Raw genomic sequence first — 21,936 nt, 5'->3', positions numbered from 1 at the left:
GCGATGTAGTGCGGTTTCGTGGCCGTCGCTACCCGCACAATCGGCCCCCATCCCGCAGAGTCGACTCGTGCTCGCCGTACTCGCCCCCGGTCAGGGGGCCCAGAAACCGGGTTTCCTGGCGCCGTGGCTCACCCTGCCCGGCGCCGAGGCGCGGCTGCGCTGGTGGTCCGCGCTCGCCGGACTGGACCTGGTCCACCTGGGCACCGAGGCCGGCGCCGAGGAGATCAAGGACACCGCCCGCACCCAGCCGCTGCTGGTCGCGGCCGCGCTGCTGGCCGCCGAGCAGGTGCCGCTGCACGACGTGGCCGTGGTCGCCGGGCACAGCGTCGGCGAACTCGGCGCGGCGGCGGTGGCCGGCGTGCTGACCCCGGAGTCGGCGATCACGCTCGCCGCGGTGCGCGGCCGGGAGATGGCCGCCGCCTGCGCGCTGGAGCCGACCGGCATGGCCGCCGTGCTCGGCGGGGAGCCGGCGGACGTGCTCGCCGCGATCGAGGCGCACGGGCTGTACCCGGCGAACCGCAACGGCGCCGGCCAGGTCGTCGCCGCCGGCGCCGCCGACAAGCTGGAGAAGTTCGCGGGCGACCCGCCGGCCCGGGCGCGGGTCCGGACGCTCGAGGTGGCCGGGGCCTTCCACACCCCGTACATGGCCCCGGCCGAGCGGGCGCTGGGCGCGATCGCCGCCGGCGTCACCGCCGCCGACCCGGCGCGGATCCTGCTGTCCAACTACGACGGCACCGCCGTGACCGACGGGCGGGAACTCGTGCGACGCCTGGTCCACCAGGTGACCGCGCCGGTCCGGTGGGACCTGTGCATGGCCGCCCTGGCCGACCTCGGCGTCACCGGTGTGATCGAACTGCCCCCGGCCGGCACCCTGGCCGGGCTGCTGCGGCGGGAACTGAAGGGCTCCGGCAGGCCGGAGGTCGTCACCCTGAACACGCCGGCCGACCTGCCCGCCGCCCGGGATCTGATCGCCCGGCACGGCGCGGCGCCCAGCACTTCGATCGGAGGACTCACCTGATGGCCGGCTCCCGCATTCTCGCCATGGGCCATTACCAGCCCTCGCGGATCCTCACCAACGACGACCTGGCGCAGATGGTGGACACCAACGACGCCTGGATCCGGGACCGGGTCGGCATCGTGACCCGGCGGATCGCCGACGCGGAGTCGGTCGCGGACATGGCCACCGCCGCGGCGGCCAAGGCGCTGGCCGCGTCCGGGCTGGCCGCGTCCGACATCGACCTGGTGACCGTGGCGACGTGCAGTTCCGTCGACCGCTGCCCGAACGTGGCGACCCGGGTGGCCAACCGGCTCGGCATCACGGCGCCGGCCGCGTACGACCTGAACACCGCCTGCTCCGGCTTCTCGTACGCGACGGCCACCGCCGACCAGGCGATCCGGGCCGGCGCGGCGCGCAACGCGCTCGTCATCGGCGCGGAGAAGCTCTCCGACGTGACCGACTGGACCGACCGGTCCACCTGCATCCTGTTCGGGGACGCCGCCGGCGCGGCCGTGCTCGGCGAGGTCGCCGACGGCGACCAGCCGGGCGTCGGACCGGTCGTCTGGGGCTCCGCGCCGGACAAGGGCGACGTGCTGAAGATCGAGGGGTGGCGCCCGTACATCCAGCAGGAGGGGCAGGCGGTGTTCCGCTGGGCCACCACCGCGCTCGCCCCGCTGGCGCTCGCCGCCTGCGCGAAGGCCGGCGTCAAGCCGGAGGAACTGGCCGCGTTCGTGCCGCACCAGGCCAACACGCGGATCATCGACGCGATCGTGCGCAAGCTGAACATCCCCAACGCCGTCGTCGCCAAGGACATCGTGGAGTCCGGCAACACCTCGGCGGCGAGCACCCCGCTGGCCCTGTCCAAGCTGATCGAGCGCCGGGAGGTGCCCTCGGGCGCCCCGGTCCTGCTGTTCGGCTTCGGCGGCGGCCTCACGTACGCCGGGCAGGTCGTGCGCTGCCCGTGACCACGGCACCCACCTGGCACCAACCACATCCACCGAAAGGAACAGCATGACCACCCGTGACGAGATCACCGCCGGCCTCGCCGAGATCCTCGAAGAGGTCGCCGGGGTGACCCCCGACGACGTGGCAGAGGGCAAGTCGTTCACCGACGACCTGGACGTCGACTCGCTGTCCATGGTCGAGGTCGTCGTCGCGGCCGAGGAGAAGTTCGGCGTGAAGATCCCCGACAACGAGGTGCAGAACCTCAAGACCGTGGGCGACGCCGTCAGCTACATCCAGAACAACTCCTGACCAGGCACCCAGATTCAAGCACCCTGATTTCCAAGCACCATTGGGGGGACGAACTGTCGTGGCACAGCCCGACGTAGTCGTCACCGGGCTCGGCGCGACGACCCCGCTCGGCGGGGACGTCGCGTCGACCTGGGACGCGATGCTCGCCGGCCGCTCCGGAGTGACGATGCTCACCCAGGAGTGGGCGGCGCAGTTGCCGGTGCGGATCGCCGCGCAGTTGGCGGTGGAACCATCCGAGGTCATCGACCGGGTGAAGATGCGCCGGCTGGACCGCGCCGAGGCGATCGCCCTGGTCGCCGCGCGGCAGGCCTGGGCCGACTCCGGGCTGGCCGGCTCCGGGCTGGACCCGGAACGGCTGGCGGTCAGCGTCGGCACCGGCATCGGTGGCGCCACCACGCTGCTCGCCCAGGACGACATCCTGGAGGCCAGCGGGCCGCGCCGGGTGTCCCCGCACACGGTCCCGATGCTCATGCCGAACGGCCCCGCCGCCTGGGTCGGCCTCGACCTGGGTGCCAAGGCCGGCGTCCACTCCGTCTCCAGCGCCTGCGCCACCGGCGCCGAGGCGATCGCGCACGGCCTGGACATCATCCGGGCCGGCCGGGCCGACGTGGTGGTGGCCGGCGGCACCGAGGCGGTGATCCACCCGCTTCCGATCGCCGGCTTCGCCTCCATGCGGGCCATGTCCACCCGCAACGACGAGCCCGAGCGGGCGTCCCGCCCGTGGGACAAGGGCCGCGACGGCTTCGTCCTCGGCGAGGGCTCGGGCGTGGTGGTCCTGGAACGGGCCGACCACGCCGCCGCCCGCGGTGCCCGGGTGTACGCCCGGTGCGCCGGCGCCGGCCTCACCTCCGACGGCTACGACATCGTCCAGCCGGACCCGGCGGGCACCGGCTTCACCCGGGCGATCAGGATGGCGCTGCGCGACGCGGACGTGGACCCGAGGGACGTCACGCACGTCAACGCGCACGCCACCTCCACCCCGGTGGGCGACATGACGGAGATCGCCGGGTTGCGGGCGGTCATCGGCGACCACCCGGTGCTGACCGCCACCAAGTCGATGACCGGGCACCTGCTCGGCGCGGCCGGCGCGGTGGAGTCCATCGCGACGATCCTGGCGCTGCGTGACAGCGTGGTGCCGCCCACCATCAACCTGGACGACCCCGAGGAGGGGCTGCTGGACGTGGCCGCCCACAAGGCGAGGCACCTGGAGATCCGCGCGGCGCTGAACAACTCGTTCGGCTTCGGCGGTCACAACGTCGCCGTCATCTTCACCCGCGCCTGAACGGCGCGGCACGCACGGCGACACCCCCGGTAGGCGGGCGGAGACGGGGTGGCCGTCCCGCCCGCACCGGCGGAGGTTACGGTGGCCCCGACGATCTCTATCGGGAGGACGCGGGATGCTCGCCGCCGTGAAGGGGCTGCTCGGGCACGAGGCGCTGTACGTGGCGCTCCAGCGCGCGGTCGGCGCGGACCGGCTGCGCTACCGCTGCCTGGACGAGTTGGGCCTGCGCGACGGCGACACGGTCATCGACGTGGGCTGCGGCCCGGCGTACTACTTCGGGCGGCTGCCGCGGGTGCGGTATGTCGGGTTCGACACGTCGCCCCGGTACGTGGCGCACGCGCGGAAGCGGTTCGGCCGGCCGGGCGCCGAGTTCCGCTGCGAGATCTTCGGCGCGGAGCACCTGGCCGAACTGCCGCCCGCGAACGCCGTGCTGCTGCTCGGCCTGCTGCACCACCTGCCCGACGACGCGTCCCGGCACCTGCTCGGGGTGGCCGCGCGGGCGCTCGCCCCGGGCGGCCGGGTCATCTCGGTGGACCCGACGTTCCACCCCGGCCAGCACCCGATCTCGCGGTGGATGTCCGCGAACGACCGCGGCGCGCACGTCCGCGAGCCGGAGCGGTTCGCCGCCCTGGCCGGTGAGTCGTTCGCCGAGGTCGACGGCGAGGTGATCGACCGGCTGACCCGGGTGCCGTCCAGCCACTGGCTGATGCGGATGACCGCACCGAGGCCCGGGGCCGAGCTGTCGGCGGCGGCTCAGGCGGCCTCGGGCAGCGCATAGACGGCCAGGTCACCGGTCTCGAACCGCTTGCTGGCCAGCCCCGCCAGGTCCGGCGACTCGGCGCCGGCCGAGCGGTCCACCACCAGCCAGCGGACGCCGTGCCGCGCCGCCAACTCCCGCAGCACCTCGGCGGTGGGCGCGGTGAACGCGGCGTCGTTGAGTTGCTGGAGCGCCTGGTCCCAGAACGGGTTGTACGGGCTCTGCGGTGCGGCCCGCGGGGCGAAGCCCCACCCCTCGATCAGCACCCGGCGCTCGGCGTACGCGCTGAGCCAGAACGACCGGGAGTCGCACCAGCCGTCCACGACCTGCACGCAGTGCGCGTTCGTGGCGACCACGTCGTGCCGGTCGCTGTGGTCGCGCACCCACCGCGCGGCGGTGACCCGGGACAGCGGCATCGGCACGTTCGCGTAGGCGCCGCCGTTGGGCACCTCGATGGACTTCTTCATGTCCATCACCAGGCCGGGCGCGCCGACGAGCAGGATCGCGGTGAGCGCCAGGACCGGTCCGCGCCCGCGCAGCCGCGGCCGGGCCAGCAACAGCCACACCGCGCCGGCCAGCACGCCGATCACCGCCAGCGCCAGGGCCCACCTCAGCAGCGGTAGCAGCGGGGTGAACGGGGTGTCGTAGGCGGCCGGCACGGCGTACCGCCACTGGATCGCCACCAGCGCGGCGGCGACCGCGACCGCCCCCACGGCGAGCCCGGCCCGCCACCGCGCCGACAGCCCCGCCCGCTCGAACACGGTCACGTAGCCCCAGCCGGAAAGCAGCACGGCGAACGCGAACCCGGCCCGGGTGAAGTACTGGTTGCCGTCGCTGGGCTGCATGAGCACCAGGTACAGCCCGGGGCCGGCGAGCGCGCCGCCGAGCAGCAGCCACTGCACCGGCTCCAGCCGGCCGCGCCGCCGCCACAGCAGCGGGACGATGCCGGCCACCCGCAACTGCATGTTGACCAGGAACGCGACCCAGACGGCGGCGACCACGAGCCACTGCTGCACCCCGCCGCGCGGACCGGCCGGCGGGGGCGCCCAGAAACGCTCCAGCCCGTACAGCGGCCCGACGTCCACCCCGTACGCCTGGAAGCGGTACAGCACGGCGGTGGCGAACAGTTGGGCGCCGCCGGCCATCAACCCCGCGACCACCACCAGCCACGGGATGCGGCGCCGGGTGACCAGCAGGCCGAGCGCGGCGATCGCCAGGGCCACCGCGGCCACCGGGATCGAACTGGCCTTCGCCCCGCTTGAGGCGAGCAAGAACGCCGCGGTCAGCGCCAGCGCCGCACCGAGCGGCAGCGCCGGCACGGGCCGGTCCACCCGCCGGTCCACCACGTCGGCGAGCGTGCCGATCAGGGCCAGCAGCAGCACCCAGCTATAGATCATGGACATGCCGTGCCAGATCACGAACGACGCCTGGGTACCGAACGGCATGGTCACGAAGTGCGTGAAGTTGACCTCACCGATCACCCAGAACAGCGCCGCCGCCACCGCGCCCGCATACGGCTTGCCGCTGACCCGCCACCCCACCACGGCCGTCAGCAGGACCGCCAGCGCGCACAGCCCCGGGATCGCCAGCCGCAGCGCCACCACGACCAGGTCGATGTGCCCGATCAGCCCGGTACTGGCCATGTGCGCGTACCCGAACCAGTGGTAGAACAGCGGCTCCTCGGCCACCTGCGGCACGTGCATCGGGAACTGGTTCTTCGCCTCCCCGGCCAGCGACAACTGGTACGCCAGGTCGATGTACTGGTAGGTGCCCTCGTCGGTGGGCAGGACCGGGTTGCGCTGGAGGAACGTGGCCGACAGGTATGTGGTGAAGAAGGCGACCACGCCGGCCACCGCCCAGGACCACCCGATCGGGGTCGGCACGTACCCCCGTACGTGCCAGTGCCCGCGCAGCCGCGGCACGGCGACGAACGGGACGACCACCGCCAGCGGCCACAGCCACAGCCAGCCCTGAAGACCAAGGGCGGCGACCAGCGCCCAGGCCGGCAGTTCCAGGGCGAGGCCGACCGCCGCACCCATCGTCAGGTCCTCGACCAGCGTGTGCGGGCGCCGGCGCAGCGCCCGGTAGACGAGCGTGCCGGGCAGCAGCACGCCGTACCCGACGTAGAACGCGTACCGCAGCACGGCCAGCGGACCGGTGCCGGCGTGCAGCAGGACGGCCGCGAAGTACGCGACGCCCGCGACCAGCGGCAGCCAGCGCCACAGCGCGGCGCGACGGTGCGGCGGGGCGGCCGGCTCCTCGGGGCGCGCCTCGGCCCGGACCTCGGCCGTCACCGCACCGCCCTCAGTGGGGTCGGCGCGCCGCTGTCCGCCTCGACCTCGGGCGGCGCGTCGGCGGTGTCGGAGCTGACGAAGTACGCCGGGCGCCCCTGCGTGGCGGTGAAGATGCGGGCGATGTACTCACCCAGCAGGCCCAGGCAGAGCAGTTGCACGGCACCCAGGAACAGCACCGCCACGTACAGCGAGGCCCAGCCGGAGACGGTCGCGCCCATCACGTACGCGAGCAGCGCGCCGAGCACGAGCAGCACGCACAGCACCACCCCGCCCAGGCCCAGCCAGGTGGCGAACCGCAGCGGCGCGGCCGAGAAGCTGGTGATGCTGTCCGCGGCCAGCGCCGCCATCCGGGACACCGGGTACTTGGTGCGCCCGGCGACCCGCTCCTCCCGCTGGTAGCGGACCTCGCCGCTGGGGAAGCCCAACCACGGCACCACCAGCCGCAGCACCGGCCGGCTCTCCCCCAGCTCGCGCAGCGCCTCCACGGCCGCCCGGCTCAGCAGGCGGAAATCCCCCGCCTGCGCCGGCACGTGCTTGCCGACCATGCGCCGGACCAGCCGGTAGTACAGGCCGGCGGTCCACCGCTTGAAGCGGCTGTCGCTGCGCCGGTCCGCGCGGACCCCGTACACGATGTCGAGCTGCTGGGCGCGCGCGAGCCGCAGCATCTGCGGGATGGTCTCGGGCGGGTCCTGGAGGTCGGCGTCGATGCTGGCGACGTACTCCCCGCGGGCGCGCAGCAGCCCGGCCAGCAGCGCCGCCTGGTGCCCGCTGTTGCGGCGCAGCCGCACGACCCGCACCTGCGGCCACTCGGCGCGCACCCGGGCGAGCACGGCGGGAGTGGCGTCGGTGCTGCCGTCGTCGACGGCGACCACCTCGTACGCCGCACCGATGCCGTCCAGGGCCGGGCGCAGCCGGGCGGCCAGCAGCGCGAGCGTGGGCTCCTCGTTGTAAACGGGGACCACGACCGAGAGCAGCACCGCGGACACGGCAAGAGACGCTACCAGCCCGCGCTGGGAAACGGCGGGCCGCCGCGGCCCCGTTTGATACACCGGCATCGATGCCCGGACGCTCAACGCATCAGTGGCGGTCGAAGCCGCAGGTCCACGCCGCCCCCTTCGGCCGGCCCGCCCCGCGCCCGGTCAGGCGGCGCAGGCGGTGCGGGGCAGGTTGCCCACCTGGACGGGCGATCGGCCGGCGGGACGCTCCCGCCCGGCCAGCACCGCCGCGAGGGCCGCCATCGACGCCCGGGCGGACGAGTACGTCGCCACGAGCACCGGCGACCGGGCCGAAGCCAGCACGTACGGGGTGTCCATCGCCACCGTCACCCGGGCGTCCCCGCGCAGGTCACCGCCGTCGTCGCGGTACCCGACCAGGTGCACGACGGCGCCACCCTGGCGCACGACCGGCACACCGGCCCGGCGCAGTTCCTCGGCGAGCCACGCCGCCGGCCGCTCCCAGTTCTTCCCGGCGGTGACCGTCACCGCCCCGCTCACCAGCGGCTCGCCGCAGGACCCGCGCAGCAGCGTCACCGCGCGCCGCGCCACCGCCGCGGCCGCCTCGGCGTGCGCCGCCGAGTTCAGCGTCGACAGCGCCGGCTGCTGCCGCTGCCCCAGCTTGAACCGCAGCGTCAGCACCCGGGTCGCCGCCGCCACCAGCCGGGACCGGGGCAGGCTGCCGTCCCGCAGGCCGGCCAGCAGCCCGTCCCGGGCCGCCGGCAGGTCCGGGGGCATCAGCAGCAGGTCGTTGCCGGCATTCAGCGCCCGCACCGCCGCCTCCCCCGGCGGCCAGCGCATCGCCGGCGCCATGTTCATCGCGTCGGTCACCACCACGCCGGTGAACTTGAGCTGGCCGCGCAGGATGTCGGTCACGATCCGGTGGGAGAACGTGGCCGGCGTCCCCGGGTCGACCTCGCGCAGATCCAGGTGCCCGGACATCACCAGGTCCGCGCCGGCCGCGATGCCGGCCGCGAACGGGGGCAGGTCCCGGCTGGTCAGCTGGTCCAGGTTGCCCGGCACCGCCGGCAGCGAATCGTGGCTGTCCCCCGTGGTGTGGCCGTGGCCCGGGAAGTGCTTGAGCGTCGCCGCCACCCCGGCGCCGGACAGGCCCCGCACCGCGCCCGCGACCTGCTGCGCCGCCAGGCTCGGGTCCGAGCCGTACGACCGCGACCCGATGACCGCGCTGCCCCCGCCGCCCAGCACGTCCGCCACCGGGGCGAAGTCGACGTTCACCCCCATCGCGGCCAGTTCCGCGCCGGCGGCGCCCCACGCCGCCTGCGTGCCGGCCGGGTCGCCCGCCGCGCCGAACGCCATCGCGCTGGGCAGCGTCGTCACGCCCGACCCGATCCGGGTCACCACCCCGAACTCCTGGTCCGTGGCGATCAGCATGGGCGCCCCGCCGGCCGGTAGCTCCCGCGCCGCCGTCTGCAACCCGTCGGTCAGGTCGCGCACCTGCGGCGGCCGGTCCACGTTCGTCGTCTTGTTGGTCCCCGCCGTCGGGTCGTCCGCCGAGAAGCCCACCAGGATCAGCCCGCCGAGCCGGTACTTGGCCACCATCTGGGCGGGCGTGTCCACCCCGGCCAGCTTCCGGTTCCCGGCCGCCGAGCCGCCGCTCACCCGGGTCGCGGAACTGCCGTACGCGTACGGCATCAGCACCTGCCCCACCAGGTCCTCGTCGCCGAGCCGGGCGACCAGTTCAGCCGCGCGGGCGGCGGGGTCGCCGGCGCCGACGGACGACGGCGCGGCGGTCGGCGGGGCGGTCGGGGTGGTCGGGGCCGGCTCGCGGGCGCCGCTCGAGCAGGCGGCCACGGCGAGCAGCGCCCCGGCGGCGATGCCGGCCCTCAGGCGGCGGGCTGGTGGGGACACGCCCGCCATCCCACCAGCTCCGGCCAATCGGGGCAACTCGACCCCCATCGCCCCCGCCGCGCCTCGACACGACGCCCGCGACGCACGATGCGGATGCGACGCGCGCCGCCGCTTCAGCCGACCTGGGTGAGCAGCGGCACGGGCTCGCCGTCGGCGGCGTAACGGTACGGCTCGAGTTCCTCGTCCCAGGCGGTGCCCAGCGCGGTGTGCAGGGCGTGCGCCAGGGCCTCCGGGCCGCGCGCCTCGGCCATCAGTGCGCGGAGGCGGTCCTCGCCGAGCTGGATGTCACCGGCGGCACCCATGCCGGCGCGGAACAGGCCGCGGGCCGGGACGAACATGAAGCGCTCGCCGTCGTAGCCGGGGCTGGGATCCTCGGTGACCTCGAAGCGGAGCATGGGCCACTGGCGCAGGGCGGCGGCGAGCTGGGCGGCGGTGCCGGGGCGGCCGCCCCACGAACGCTCGGCCCGCCGGGCAGAGGGCTCGGCGGGCTGGGATGTCCACTGCAGGTGCACCGGCGCGCCGAAGACACGCGCCAGTGCCCACTCGACGTGCGGACACACAGCGAGCGGGCTGGAGTGGACGTATACGACGCCACGCGTGACCACGGCTTACCTCCTGCGACGAGGTACGTCTTCCCCTACGACCTCGTGCGGGCGGCACCCGCAGCCCGTTGTCTTCTCAAGACGGTCTGCTCAAGACGGTGTGCTCAACGCCCCGCCACCGCGTTGGATACGCGGCGCCGCGACACCGGGCGAATTCATGAACGACTCGCAACCATGATGTCCGAGTGTCGCACGTTGCGCCAGCGCAACGGCTCGATTGGCACTTTCGCCGACAAGGAACCACTGTTTGCCCGAACGACACCGGCCCGTCACCCGGGGCCAAGTAGGCTGGCCAGGTCCCGGAACGGTCCGACTCGACGAAGATGTGATGGCGGTTCAGAAAGCAGCGGCGGAATCCCCCAGCGCGGAGGGCGCCGTCCGCACCCCGGACCGCCGGGCCGGCCGCCCGGAGCGCGTTCTCAGCCTCCTGGTAGGGCTGCTCATCCTGGCGTTCGCCCTGGTGGGCATCGGCTCGCCACTGCTCGGCCAGACCGTCTTCGCCGGCACCGACCAACTGGTCTCCCGGGCCCCGTACAACGAGATGCCACAGTTCGCGCAGGTGCGGGCGCAGAACACCTTCATCGACGACACGTGGGACACGGCGATCCCGCACACACTGCTGTTCGCGGACGAACTGCGCCGCGGTCACGTGGCGGCGTGGAACCCGTACGTGGCGGGCGGGGCGCCGCTGGGTGCCACCCCCAACTACGCGCTGGCCTCGCCGGTCACGGCGGTGTTCTACCTGCTGCCCGGGTGGCTGGCGCCGGGCGTCATGAAGCTGGCCGAGATCCTCGTGGCGGTCGGCGGCGCGTACCTGTTCCTGCGCCGGCTGCGGCTGCGACGCTCGGCGGCGCTGCTCGGCGGCCTGGTCTTCGCCAGCAGCGCGTTCCTGGTGGTGTGGACGAACTGGCCGCAGACCCGGGTGGCGGCGTTCATCCCGGCGGTGTTCTGGGCGCTGGAGCTGATCGTGCAGCGGCGCCGGGCGGCGGGGCTGGTCGCGCTGGCGCTGGCGCTGGCCGCGATGATCTTCGGCGGCTTCCCGGCGGTCACCGGGTACACGCTGGCCACGGCCGGGCCGTACCTGCTGGTCCGGACGCTGGCCGAGCACCGGCGGCGCTGGCGGCCGGTGCTCGCGGACCTGTTCGCGGCCGCCGGCGGCATCCTGGCCGGCGTACTGCTGACCGCGTTCCAGCTCATCCCCTGGTTCCAGTTCATGAGCCACTCCTACGTGCGGGACCGGGGGCAGACCCCCGAGCAGCACCTGTCCATCGCCACCCTGGTGACCACGGTCGCGCCGTGGGCGCTCGGCTCCACCGACCCCGGCCGCCCGCCGTACTGGTACCGGTCGGTCAACATGATCGAGTCGCTGTCGTACCTGGGTGCGGCGGCGCTGGTGCTGGTGCTGGCCGCGCTGCTGCTGGCCCGGCGGGGGCGGGCGGCGCTGCCACCGGGCGCCTGGGGCGTGCTGGTGGCGGCGGTCGCCGGCTGGTTCACGCTGATCTACCTCGGCGGGCCGCCGTTGGCCGCGGCGCAGCGGCTGCCGCTGCTGTTCGCCAGCAACTTCGTCGGCCGGGGCCGCAGCGTGCTCGGCTTCCTGCTGGCCGTCCTCGCCGCCGTCGGCCTGGAGCTGCTGCTGCGCCGACGCGCGGCCGGCGCCGGAAAGTCCCGACGGTGGGACCTCGCCTGGGGCGGGTTCGTGCTGTTCGCGATGGTCGGGTTCAGCGCCTGGTCGCTGTGGTCCGCCCGGCACGGCGCGATCACGATGGGGCCGGCTGGCGGGCGCTCCTCCCGCCTGGACCGGCTGGCCGTCCAACTCGGCTGGGGCGTGCTGCTGCTCGTGCTCGCGCTCGCCGCCGCCGCGGTCCTGTGGCGGGCCGACCGGCGCCGGCTGCGCCTGGTCGGCGCGGGCGCGCTCGCGGTGCTGGTCGCCGGGCAGGCGCTGAGCCTGGTCATCCCGTTCTACCCGCGCGCGCCGAAGGACACGTTCTACCCGCTGAGCGGCGTCCACCAGTACCTGAAGGAGCACCTGGGGCAGGAGCGGTACGCCGGCTCGTTCATCTCGGTGGCGATGAGCATCGAGACGGCGAACCGCATCCGCTCCGCCAGCGGGCACACCTTCGTGGACGTGCGGTACGGCGAACTGGTCCGCGACGTGCCCGGCGCCGAGCGGCTGTACCCCACGTACGTGGTGTTCGACCAGAAGGCGGCGAGCAGCCCGGTGCTGGACCGGATCAGCGCCCGCTACTTCGTCGCCCAGTCGGACACGGGTGTGGCCGGCGACGCCACCGACCCGAGGGGCGACGGCAGCACCGTGACGCTGCGCCCGGAGACGCCGGTCGAGGCTCCGCTGCCCGGCACCGGACGCGCGCGGGCGGTGCTGGTGACGCCGACCTCCAGCGCCCGGTGGGGTACGCAGGACCGGATCGAGGTGGTCGTCCGGGACGACGCCGGCCGCGAGGTGGCCCGCGCCGAGCGCCGGGTGCTGGACACGGCCGCCGGCACGCCGTTCAGCATTCCGGTGGCGGCGGACTCGGTGCCGGACGGCACCCCGCTGACCGCCACGGTGATTCTGCACGCGGCGCGGGAACTGACCGTTCGGGGCAGCGCCGGCGCGCCCGCGCTGGGCATGGTCCACGGGCGGGCGGAGGACGGCCTGCGCCTGGTGAGCACCGCCGACGGGGTGGTGTACGAGCGCCTGCACGCCCTGCCCCGGCTGCGGTGGGCGAGCCAGGCGGTGGTCGAGCCGGACCCGGCCAGGCGGCTGGCCCTGCTGGCGGCCGGCACCCTCCAACCGGACCAGGTGCTTCTCGACGCACCCGCCGGCACCGCAGCGGCCGGCGGCACCGCGACGATCACCCCGATCACCGACGGCACCGACGAGATGTCCGCCCGGGTGGACGCGCGGGGCGGCGGCTACCTGGTGCTGGCGGACACGCTCCAGCACGGCTGGCGGGCGACCGTCGACGGCGCGCCGGCCACCCTGCACAACGCCGACCACGCGTTCGTCGCGGTGTCGGTGCCGGCCGGGCAGCACACCGTGCGCTTCGAGTACGTGGGGACGGACGGCCGCCTGGGCCTGTATGTGACGATCGTGACCGGGCTGGCATTGATCGCGGTGGCGGGGGTCGCGGCGGTCCACCGCCGTCGCCGGCAGGCGGGGCCGGACCGACCAGGCGCCGAAGGCAGGCTAAGCTCGGCTGGTCCGGGTGGCGATCCCGACGAAGGTCTTTGGTGAGGCGATGAGCGCCGGATACAGCTCGACCACCCCCACGCCCCAGCAGCGTCACGCGAGCCAGACCGCCGCGCCGGTCGAGCCGGGCGCCCCCTCGCAACTGGACGTCACGATCGTGCTGCCCTGCTACAACGAGCAGTTGCACGTGATCCAGGAGATCGAGCGGATCAGCAAGGCGATGGACAACAGCCCGTTCAGCTACGAGCTGCTGGTCATCGACGACAAGTCGACCGATGACACGCTCCAGGTGCTGCGCGAGGCGCTGCCCCGGTTCCCGCACATGCGGCTGATGCCGTTCCAGCGCAACGGGGGCTCCGGCACGGCGCGGCGGATCGGCACGCAGGAGGCGTACGGGCGGATCGTCGTCTGGACCGACGCGGACATGACGTACCCGAACGAGCGCATCCCGGAGTTCGTCCAGTATCTCTGCGACAACCCGCAGACCGACCAGGTGGTCGGGGCCCGCACCACCGAGCAGGGCAGCCACAAGTTCCTCCGGGTACCGGCGAAGTGGGTGATCCGGAAGGTGGCGGAGATGCTGGCCGGCACCCGCATCCCCGACCTGAACTCGGGGCTGCGCGCGTTCCGTCGGGACGTCTCGCTGCCCTACCTGCGGCTGCTGCCGCCCGGGTTCTCCTGCGTCACCACGATCACGCTGTCGTTCCTGTCGAACCAGCACACCGTGGACTACCTGCCGATCGACTACGCGAAGCGCTCCGGCACGTCCAAGTTCAAGTTCGTCCGGGACGCGTACCGGTACATCCTCCAGGTCCTGCGGATGGTGATGTACTTCAACCCGCTGAAGGTCCTGATGCCGGTGGCGCTGACCCTGCTCACGGTCGGCGCGGTCAAGGCGGTGGTGGACGTGGTCCGGTACAACTTCCGGATCACCACCAACGCGACGCTGCTGTTCATCACCGGCCTGATCATCGCGGCCGTGGCGCTGCTCGCCGACCTCATCGTGCGGTCGCGGGCGGACTGAGCCGGTGGTGGTGACCCCTCCGGCCAGCGACACCCGCTCCACACCGCCGGTGGCGGTGAGCCCGCCGCGCTGGCGTTCCCTGCTGCGCGGGGCGCTGCTGGTCGTGGTCCTCGGGGCGGCCGGCTACGCGGTCGCCGGCAACCGGGACCGGCTGCTGGTCTCGCTGCGGGACCTGTCGTGGTGGAGCGTGGTCGCCGCGTTCGGCTTCGGGCTCTCGGCGATGCTGGTGAGCCTGCTGGTCTGGCGGTCGCTGATGACCGACTTCGGCGCCCGCGTCTCGGTCCGGGACTCGGCCCGCATCTTCTACCTCAGCCAGTTGGGCAAGTACCTGCCGGGCTCGCTGTGGTCCATGCTCAGCCAGGCGGAACTGGGTCGCGACCTGCGCATCCCCCGCCGGACCAGCATCACCGTCGGCGCGATGGCGATCGTCGTCGCGATGGCGGTCGGGCTGCCGCTGGCCGTGGTCAGCCTGCCGCTGGCGGCGCCCGGGCTCAGCGGGCGGTACTGGTGGGTCGCGCTGATCGCGCCGCTGTTCCTGATCTGGCTGCACCCCCGGGTGCTCACCCGCGCGCTGAACCTGGTGTTCGGGGTGCTGCGCCGGCCGCCGCTGGAGCACGCGCCGTCGTGGCGGGGGCTGCTCACCGCCGCCGGCTGGCAGGTGCTCGTCTGGGTCTGTTTCGGCCTTCAGTCCTGGATCCTCGTCGTGGCCCTGGGTGGCGCCCCGCTGCGCGCGCTGCCGGCGGTGATCGGCGGCTACGCGTTGGCGCACTGCTTGGGCCTGCTCGCGATCGGCATGCCGGCCGGCGCGGGCGTGCGGGACCTGGCGCTCACCGCCGCGCTCGCCACGGTGATCCCGTCCGCCTCGGCGCTGGCGGTGGCGCTGGTCGCCCGCACCCTCATCACCGCCGTGGACCTGCTGCTGGCCCTCAGCCAGCTGCGCCGCCGCCGCGCCTGAACCCCGCCGCCGCGGCGCTATGCCGGGCGGCGCGGCGCTATGCCGAGCGGCGTGCCAGGGCGACGAGGCCCGGGCCCTTCCGCGGCGACAGGCTCTGCAGCAGGGTGAACGGCAGGATGCCCACCTTGATCGCCGCGCCGGTGAGCCGCTCGCGGGGTTGCAGCACCCGGCCCGAGCCGGCCGTGCGCTCCTCCGCCGTGCTGGCGTCCTCCGCCGGCCGGCGGCCCTTCGCCAGCCGGTCGCGGACCGCGTCCAGCGCGTACCCGAGCGGCCAGGCGTAGTGCCGGATGGTGATGTCGACCGCGCCGGCCGCGGCCAGCCGCCCGGTCATCTGCTCGCCCGAGTACCGCCGGTAATGGCCGACCAGGTCGTCCCACGGCCCGAACCGGTGCGGGTCGGCGGGCACGGAGAGCAGCAGGTGCCCGCCCGGGCGCACCAGCGGCAGCCACTCGGCCAGCGCCGCCTCGTCGTCGGCCAGGTGCTCCAGCACCTCGAAGGCGCAGACCAGGTCGTACCGGCCGGGGTCGGGCGCCTTGTGGTGGTCGCCGTGGATCACCGTGCCGCCGGCCGGCGTGATCCGGTCGTGGGCCACCTGCCAGGAGGACTCGTCCGGCTCCACCGCGGTGTACCCGCCGGCCAGCCGGGCCAGGCGCACGCCGAAGCCGCCCTGGCCGCAGCCGAGTTCCAGGATCGAGGCCGGCCGGACCCGGGCCACGGCCGAGCGGACCACCGCCCAGCGCAGGGCGGCCCGGGGCGCGAGCGGCGGATCGGGCTGGCTCACAGCGTCTCCCTCTCGTTGCGGACCGTCTCGGCGGGGGCCATGACCCGCGCCCGCAGCGGTGCGACCACGGCGGCCGCCTGGAACCGGCTGACCGCGAGTTCGTGGCCGGCGGCCTTGAGGCGGGCCAGCTTCGCGGGGTCGGCGGCCAGGTCGCGCAGGGTGGCGGCGAGGGCCGCCGGGTCGCCGGGCGGCACCAGCACCGCGGCGTCGCCCAGGGCCGCCCGCTGGGGTTCGGTGTCCGACGTGACGACGACGCAGCCGGCGGCCAGCCCCTGGTACACCTTGGTCGGCACCACCCGCAGCGCCTTCTCGGTGCTGCCGAAGATGCCGAGGCTGACGTCGTGTCCGGCCACCAGCGCGGGCAACCGCTCGCCGGATACCCAGTCCAGCCAGGTGACCCGGGTGTTCGGGGCGGCCAGTTCCCGGCAGCGCCCGTGGTCCTGGCCCCTGCCGACCATGGTGATCTCGATGTCGTCGCCGGCCAGCGCGGCCAGCGCGGTGCCGATGGTCTCGGTGCCGTGCAGCGGGGTGAACAGGCCGACGAACACCACCCGCAGCGGACCGGTGCGGGTGGCGGGCGGCGGGCGGAACCACTCGTGGGCGGCGCCGACCGGCACGACCACGGCCCGGGCGCGGGCCTGCGGCGGCAGCGTGGCCAGGTGCTCCTCGGTGTCCACGATGATCGTGTCCGCGCTGGCCAGCGCCGTGCGGTCGATCCAGCGCAGCAGCGCGTGCTTGACCCCGCCGGCGCGGGACAGCCCCCGGTCGTGCCCGGTGCCGGCGGCCGAGACGAGGTGGTCCAGGGCGATCGGCGGGCGCCGGAACAGCCGGCGGGCCAGCCGCACGTCGAAGTGCCCCAGGTACCCGACGAGGACGGCGTCCGGCTCGCCGGCGCGGGCGCGGCGCGCGGCGCGGATCAGCCGGAGCCAGCAGGCGCCGAGTTGCCAGGCCAGCACCGGCAGCCGCCAGGGCTGGCGCAGCATCGCCACCCGGCCCGCGGTGTCCAGCGGCAGCCGGGCATTGACCTCGGTCACCTCGTCGCCGCTGTCACGCAGCCCCTGGATCAGAACGGCGACGCGGGGGTGCCGTCCGGTGTCATATGTCCCGAAGGCGAGCCAGCGCACCGGCATAGAGTAGCGGCCACGCGGGGCCCTCCCCCGGCTCGGGTATGCTGGGCCGGGCCCGTTTGGCGGGCGACACACCTTCCCCGCAAAGTCTGCAAGGAGAATCGCCGTGGCGAGCAACACCTCCAAGACCGCGCGCGCTTCCGTCCGGGCCGGTCAGGCCGGTGCGAGCGGCGCCCTGAGCGTGCTCGGTGAGTTCAAGTACCTCATCCCGCTCAACAACGGCAAGCACGCCTACGTGCGGAACCTGACCAACGGCAAGGTGGTGCACCTGCGCACGGACTCCGACGCCTTCGTCGAGGAGATCCGCACGCTGGCCGCCGCCGGGCACGCCACGAAGATCCGCACCGAGCTGGGCACCCTGGCCGCCGCCCACCCGGGCCACGGCTGGGACGCGACCGAGAAGCGCCTGGCCGACGCCGGCGTCTTCGAGGGCTGAGCACAGGCTCGTCGAGCGCCCCATCCGCCGCATCGGCGGGTGGGGCGCTTTTCGTTGGACAAATTCCGGCCGGGCGGTGGATTCGGGGTGACGCGCCAGGGCATTCTTAATTACCACCCGGTAGGAGGTGAGGTGGGTGCTGACCACCGCCGACGGAGCCGACCTGCACCTGGTCGACACCGGCCCCGCCGACGCGCCGGTTACCGTCCTGTTCCTGCACGGCTGGACGCTCGACGGTGCCACCTGGCACCGCCAGCTCGACGCCCTGCCGGCGCTGGCGCCGGGTACCCGCCTGGTCAGTTACGACGCGCGCGGCCACGGCGACTCCGGCCTCGGCGGGCGCCGCTCCGCCACCCTTGAGCGGCTCGGCGACGACCTGGCCGAGGTGGTGCGGCACGTGAACCCGGCCGGGCGGCTGATCCTGGTCGGGCACTCGCTCGGCGGGATGACCATCATGGAGTACGCCCACCTCCACCCCGGGGAGTTCGGGCAGCGCGTGCACGGCCTGGTGCTCGTCTCCACCACCGCCGAGGGGCACGCGCACACCGCGTACGGCCTGCCGGCCCCGCTGACCACGCTGGTGCGCATGGCGGAGACCACGAGCGCCCGGGTCCTCGCGTTCGGTGGCCACTGGCGCCCGCACCGGGTCCTGCAACCGGCCCTGCGTCCGGGCCTGCGCTGGCTGCTGTTCGGCCAGGTCTGCGACCCCGCTGACCTGCGGCGCACCGCCGCCACCGTCGCCCGGGCCCCGCTGTGCTCCATCGGCGGCCTGCGCGCGTCGGTCGGCGCCCAGCGGCGCCTCGACACGCTGGCGGCGATCGCCCCGATCCCGACCACCATCCTGGTCGGCGACCGCGACCGCCTCACGCCCCCGCCCTGCGCCCGCTCCATCGCCGCCGCCGTGCCCGGCGCCGACCTGCACGTCCTGCCGGGCGCGGGGCACATGCTGATGTTCGAACGCCCGGATGAGGTCACCCGGGCCATCGCCGGTGCCGTCGCCGGCGTGGCCACCCGCCCCGCCGCCTGAACGGACGCCGGGGTGCCGTGGCCGGCGCGGGGTCACCCGCCCGGGGCATCCACGGGAGGCGTAGCCGCTCGGCCGTGCCCGGGACCACACGGTTGATCGATCCGGTACGGGCCCGCACAGCGTACTGTCGGAAGGCCCATCTCCGCTGGCCGTGCCGGGCGCGGAGGCACACCGAAAGAGAGCCCGTTGACCGACGCAAGCACGCTGCAGCAGGAGATGGCCGTCGAGCAGCGGCACGTGGACCGGGTGTACGCCCGGCTGGCCCAACTGCGCGAGGCGGCGGTGCGGGCGGAGCGGGACGGGTACCGGATCGCCCGGGTGGGCAACTACGGCTCGCTGGTCGAGCGGGACGCGATGGTGTTCCACGCGGCCCGGCGCCGGCACGCGCTGGACGCGGAGCACGAGGGGCTGGTCTTCGGCCGGCTGGACCTGGCGCACGGCGAGACGCTGCACGTGGGGCGGCTGGGGGTGCGCGGGGAGAACGCGGAACCCCTGGTGATCGACTGGCGGGCACCGGCCGCGGCGGCGTTCTACCAGGCGACCGCGGCGGACCCGCGGGGCGTGGTGCGGCGGCGGACGATCTCGTCCAGCGGCGAGCGGGTGACCCGCATCGAGGACGAACTGCTGGACCCGGGCGCCGCGCCGGAGGGCATGGCCGTGGTCGGCGACGGCGCGCTCCTGGCCAGCCTCACCCGCACCACCGGCCGCGGGATGCGCGACATCGTGGCGACCATCCAGCGGGAGCAGGACGAGGCGATCCGCTCCCCCGGCTCGGGGGTCACGGTCGTCTCCGGCGGGCCGGGCACCGGGAAGACGGCGGTGGCCCTGCACCGCGCCGCGTACCTGCTGTACTCGGACCGCGCCCGGTTCGCCGGCGGCGGTGTGCTCGTGGTCGGCCCGTCGCCGGTGTTCGTGAACTACATCGCGGCCGTGCTCCCGTCGCTGGGCGAGGAGGCGGCCACCCTGCATTCGCTGGGTTCGCTGGTTCCGGGGTACGAGGCGGGCCGCACCGACCCGACCGGGGTCGCCGCGGTCAAGGGGTCGCTGCGGATGCGGAAGGTGCTGGACCGGGTGGTCCGGGCCCCGGTGCCGGGCGCACCCACCGAGCTTCGCCTGCTGTACCGGGGTTCGCTGCTGCGCCTGGGTCGGCAGGAACTGGACCCGATCCTCTTCCGGGCGTTGCCGCGCGGCGTCCGCCGCAACGAGGTGCGCCGGGCCGGCATCGACGGGCTGTTCGACGCGCTCTGGGCGCAGGCGCAGCGGCTGCGGGTGCCGACCCTGCCGAGCCAGATCGAGTTCGAGGACGAGTTGTCCGAGCGGGAGGAGTTCCGGGCCTTCCTGCGCGCCTGGTGGCCGATGCTGCGCCCGATCCAGGTGCTGGGGTGGCTCGCCGACCCGGAGCGGCTGCGCCGGTACGCGGGTCAGGTGCTCACCCCGGCGGAGGTCGAGGCGCTGGCCGCCTCGTACCGGGAGCTGGCCGAGCGGGGCCCGACGGTGGCCGACGTGGCGCTGCTGGACGAGCTGGACGAGCTGCTGGGCAAGTCGCTCCAGGCGCGGCGGCGCAAGCCGACCGGCGACCCGTTCCACGTGCGGGACGGCATCCGCGAGGTCACCACGTATGCCGATCGGGTGCGGGCCGCCCGGGCGCAGGCGGTACGCCGCCCCGAGGATTACCGCGAGTACGCGCACATCGTGGTGGACGAGGCGCAGGACGTGTCGCCGATGCAGTGGCGGATGCTCGGGCGCCGGGGCCGGCTGGCGTCCTGGACGGTGGTCGGCGACCCGGCGCAGAGCGCCTGGACCGGCGACGCCGCCGAACTGGCCCGGGCGCGGGACGCCGCGCTGGCCGGGCGGCGCCGGCACGGGTACACGCTGACCACGAACTACCGGAACTCGGCGGAGATCTTCGACGAGGCGGCGAAGGTCATCCGCGAGGTCGCCCCGGACGCGGACCTACCCCGCGCGGTGCGCTCCACCGGGGTGTCCCCGAAGCATGTCGTGGCCGCGGCGGGCGAGCTGCCGGAGGCGGTGCGCGCGGCGGCGGTCGAGCTGCTGGCCGAGGTGGAGGGGACGGTCGGGGTGATCACCCCGGTCCCGCGCCGGGACGAGGTGGCCGGTTGGCTGGCCGGGCTGGCTCCCGAGCGGCTCCAGGTGGTGACCAGCCTGGAGGCGAAGGGCATGGAGTACGACGGGGTGGCGCTGGTGCGCCCCGGGGAGATCCGTGAGCGCACCGATGCGGGTGCGCGGACGCTCTATGTCGCGCTGTCCCGGGCCACGCAGCGGCTCACCACCGTCGACGTGCGCGGGTGACGGCGCCGCCGGGCCGGTAGCGCCGCCGGGCCCGCATGTGCCCGCTCGGTGGTACGCGTGCGGCCGGCGTCCGCGTACAGTTGCACACATTGCGATGTGAGCATGATTGGTGGGCCAGATGGGCGCGGGACACGATCACGGGCACGGTGTCGCGGCGCACGCCGGGGCGCGGCACCGCGGGCGGCTGTGGGCGGCCGCCGGGGTGCTGGCCGCGGTGCTGCTGGTCGAGGCGGCGGTGGCCCTGTCCACCGGGTCGCTGGCGCTGCTGTCCGACGCCGGCCACATGTTCACGGACGTGCTGGGCATCGGCATGGCGCTGGCCGCCATCACCGCCGCCGCCCGGGTGGGCCGCGACCCCCAGCGCACCTTCGGCCTGTACCGCCTGGAGGTGCTCGCCGCGCTCGGCAACGCGGTGCTGCTCGCCGCCGTCGCCGGGTACGTGCTGGTCGAGGCGGTCCGCCGGCTCACCGGTCCGCCCGAGGTACCCGCCGCGCCGATGCTGGCGGCCGCGCTCGCCGGCCTGGTCGCGAACCTGGTCGCGTTCGCCCTGCTGCGCTCGGGCGCCAAGGAGAGCCTCAACGTGCGCGGCGCCTACCTCGAGGTGGTCGGCGACCTGCTCGGCTCGCTCGGCGTCGTGGTCGCCGCGGTCGTCATCGCCACCACGGGCTGGCGGTACGCCGACCCAATCGTCGCCGCCGCGGTCGGCGTGGTCATCCTGCCCCGGACCTGGCGGCTGGCCCGGGCCGCGCTGCGCATCCTGGTCCAGGCGGCCCCCGCGCACCTGGACGTCACCGCCGTGCGGCACCGGCTGGCCGCGCTGTCCGGCGTCCGCGACGTGCACGACCTGCACGTCTGGACGCTCACCTCGGGCATGGAGGTGGCCTCGGCGCACCTGCTGCTCGACCCGGCCGCCGACGTCGGCGCGGTGCTCGCCGACGCCCGGCAGGCCCTGCACGCGGAGTTCGCGATCGACCACGCCACCCTCCAGGTCGAGCCCGCCGGCGCCGCCGGCGCCTGCCGGCCCATGAGGTGGTAACCC

Annotated in this window: 18 protein-coding genes; 12 read left to right on the top strand and 6 right to left on the bottom strand. The window is 74.6% G+C overall.

What is annotated here, in order from left to right:
- The first annotated feature begins 67 nt into the window (after positions 1-67).
- From KJS59_RS22960 to KJS59_RS22940, 5 genes are all read left to right on the top strand, one after another.
- On the top strand, positions 68-1,018 hold the full coding sequence (locus KJS59_RS22960; RefSeq protein ID WP_213455037.1) for an ACP S-malonyltransferase: 951 nt from the start codon (positions 68-70) through the stop codon (positions 1,016-1,018).
- Complete coding sequence (locus KJS59_RS22955; protein WP_213455036.1) at positions 1,018-1,962, top strand: beta-ketoacyl-ACP synthase III; 945 nt, start codon at positions 1,018-1,020, stop codon at positions 1,960-1,962. Before KJS59_RS22960 ends, KJS59_RS22955 begins: the two co-directional genes overlap by 1 nt.
- Positions 1,963-2,008: 46 nt before the next feature.
- Positions 2,009-2,251, top strand: coding sequence for an acyl carrier protein (locus KJS59_RS22950; protein WP_213455035.1), 243 nt, complete (start codon positions 2,009-2,011; stop codon positions 2,249-2,251).
- A gap of 58 nt (positions 2,252-2,309) precedes the next feature.
- Complete coding sequence (gene fabF, locus KJS59_RS22945; RefSeq protein ID WP_213455034.1) at positions 2,310-3,533, top strand: beta-ketoacyl-ACP synthase II; 1,224 nt, start codon at positions 2,310-2,312, stop codon at positions 3,531-3,533.
- Positions 3,534-3,648: 115 nt separating this feature from the next.
- Complete coding sequence (locus KJS59_RS22940) at positions 3,649-4,311, top strand: class I SAM-dependent methyltransferase (protein ID WP_213455033.1); 663 nt, start codon at positions 3,649-3,651, stop codon at positions 4,309-4,311.
- Here the strand turns inward: KJS59_RS22940 and KJS59_RS22935 are convergent.
- The 4 genes from KJS59_RS22935 to KJS59_RS22920 form a co-directional block, all read right to left on the bottom strand.
- Positions 4,287-6,584, bottom strand: coding sequence for a hypothetical protein (locus KJS59_RS22935; RefSeq protein WP_213455032.1), 2,298 nt, complete (start codon positions 6,582-6,584; stop codon positions 4,287-4,289). The two genes, KJS59_RS22940 and KJS59_RS22935, sit on opposite strands and share 25 nt — an antisense overlap.
- Positions 6,581-7,570 (bottom strand): glycosyltransferase family 2 protein, encoded by a 990-nt coding sequence (locus KJS59_RS22930; protein ID WP_249714740.1) that lies wholly within the window; start codon positions 7,568-7,570, stop codon positions 6,581-6,583. The genes KJS59_RS22935 and KJS59_RS22930 overlap by 4 nt, the downstream gene beginning before the upstream one ends.
- A 153-nt stretch (positions 7,571-7,723) precedes the next feature.
- A complete protein-coding gene (locus KJS59_RS22925; RefSeq protein WP_213455030.1) occupies positions 7,724-9,454 on the bottom strand; it encodes a glycoside hydrolase family 3 protein in 1,731 nt (576 codons plus the stop codon).
- A 104-nt stretch (positions 9,455-9,558) separates the two neighbouring features.
- Positions 9,559-10,050 carry a DUF3145 domain-containing protein gene (locus KJS59_RS22920; RefSeq protein ID WP_213455029.1) on the bottom strand — a complete coding sequence of 164 codons (492 nt, stop codon included), beginning with the start codon at positions 10,048-10,050 and terminating at the stop codon, positions 9,559-9,561.
- A gap of 325 nt (positions 10,051-10,375) precedes the next feature.
- Here KJS59_RS22920 and KJS59_RS22915 point away from each other — a divergent pair, with 325 nt between their 5' ends.
- The 3 genes from KJS59_RS22915 to KJS59_RS22905 are packed head-to-tail and all read left to right on the top strand — an operon-like array spanning position 10,376 to position 15,216.
- Positions 10,376-13,282, top strand: coding sequence for a YfhO family protein (locus tag KJS59_RS22915; protein WP_213455028.1), 2,907 nt, complete (start codon positions 10,376-10,378; stop codon positions 13,280-13,282).
- Positions 13,254-14,261 carry a glycosyltransferase family 2 protein gene (locus KJS59_RS22910; protein ID WP_213455027.1) on the top strand — a complete coding sequence of 336 codons (1,008 nt, stop codon included), beginning with the start codon at positions 13,254-13,256 and terminating at the stop codon, positions 14,259-14,261. Before KJS59_RS22915 ends, KJS59_RS22910 begins: the two co-directional genes overlap by 29 nt.
- Positions 14,262-14,268: 7 nt before the next feature.
- On the top strand, positions 14,269-15,216 hold the full coding sequence (locus KJS59_RS22905; RefSeq protein ID WP_213455026.1) for a lysylphosphatidylglycerol synthase domain-containing protein: 948 nt from the start codon (positions 14,269-14,271) through the stop codon (positions 15,214-15,216).
- A 37-nt stretch (positions 15,217-15,253) separates the two neighbouring features.
- On the opposite strand, the gene KJS59_RS22900 is transcribed toward KJS59_RS22905, so the two are convergent.
- Complete coding sequence (locus KJS59_RS22900; protein WP_213455025.1) at positions 15,254-15,997, bottom strand: class I SAM-dependent methyltransferase; 744 nt, start codon at positions 15,995-15,997, stop codon at positions 15,254-15,256.
- Complete coding sequence (locus tag KJS59_RS22895) at positions 15,994-17,121, bottom strand: glycosyltransferase (protein WP_213455024.1); 1,128 nt, start codon at positions 17,119-17,121, stop codon at positions 15,994-15,996. Before KJS59_RS22895 ends, KJS59_RS22900 begins: the two co-directional genes overlap by 4 nt.
- Positions 17,122-17,230: 109 nt before the next feature.
- Between KJS59_RS22895 and KJS59_RS22890 the strand changes: the two genes are divergently transcribed.
- The 4 genes from KJS59_RS22890 to KJS59_RS22875 all read left to right on the top strand — a co-directional run bounded on the left by KJS59_RS22890 (position 17,231) and on the right by KJS59_RS22875 (position 21,933).
- Entirely contained in the window at positions 17,231-17,560 is a 330-nt protein-coding gene (locus KJS59_RS22890) for a hypothetical protein (protein ID WP_213455023.1), read from the top strand.
- A 136-nt stretch (positions 17,561-17,696) separates the two neighbouring features.
- Positions 17,697-18,587, top strand: coding sequence for an alpha/beta fold hydrolase (locus tag KJS59_RS22885; protein WP_249714738.1), 891 nt, complete (start codon positions 17,697-17,699; stop codon positions 18,585-18,587).
- A gap of 186 nt (positions 18,588-18,773) precedes the next feature.
- Positions 18,774-20,897, top strand: a complete 2,124-nt coding sequence (locus KJS59_RS22880) for a HelD family protein (RefSeq protein ID WP_213455021.1) — start codon at positions 18,774-18,776, stop codon at positions 20,895-20,897.
- A gap of 118 nt (positions 20,898-21,015) precedes the next feature.
- Positions 21,016-21,933, top strand: coding sequence for a cation diffusion facilitator family transporter (locus tag KJS59_RS22875; RefSeq protein ID WP_213455020.1), 918 nt, complete (start codon positions 21,016-21,018; stop codon positions 21,931-21,933).
- The last annotated feature ends 3 nt before the right edge of the window (positions 21,934-21,936 follow it).

The organism is Rhizomonospora bruguierae (assembly GCF_018397995.1).
GTDB lineage: Bacteria > Actinomycetota > Actinomycetes > Mycobacteriales > Micromonosporaceae > Rhizomonospora > Rhizomonospora bruguierae.
This window is presented reverse-complemented; position numbering and strand designations above follow the sequence as displayed.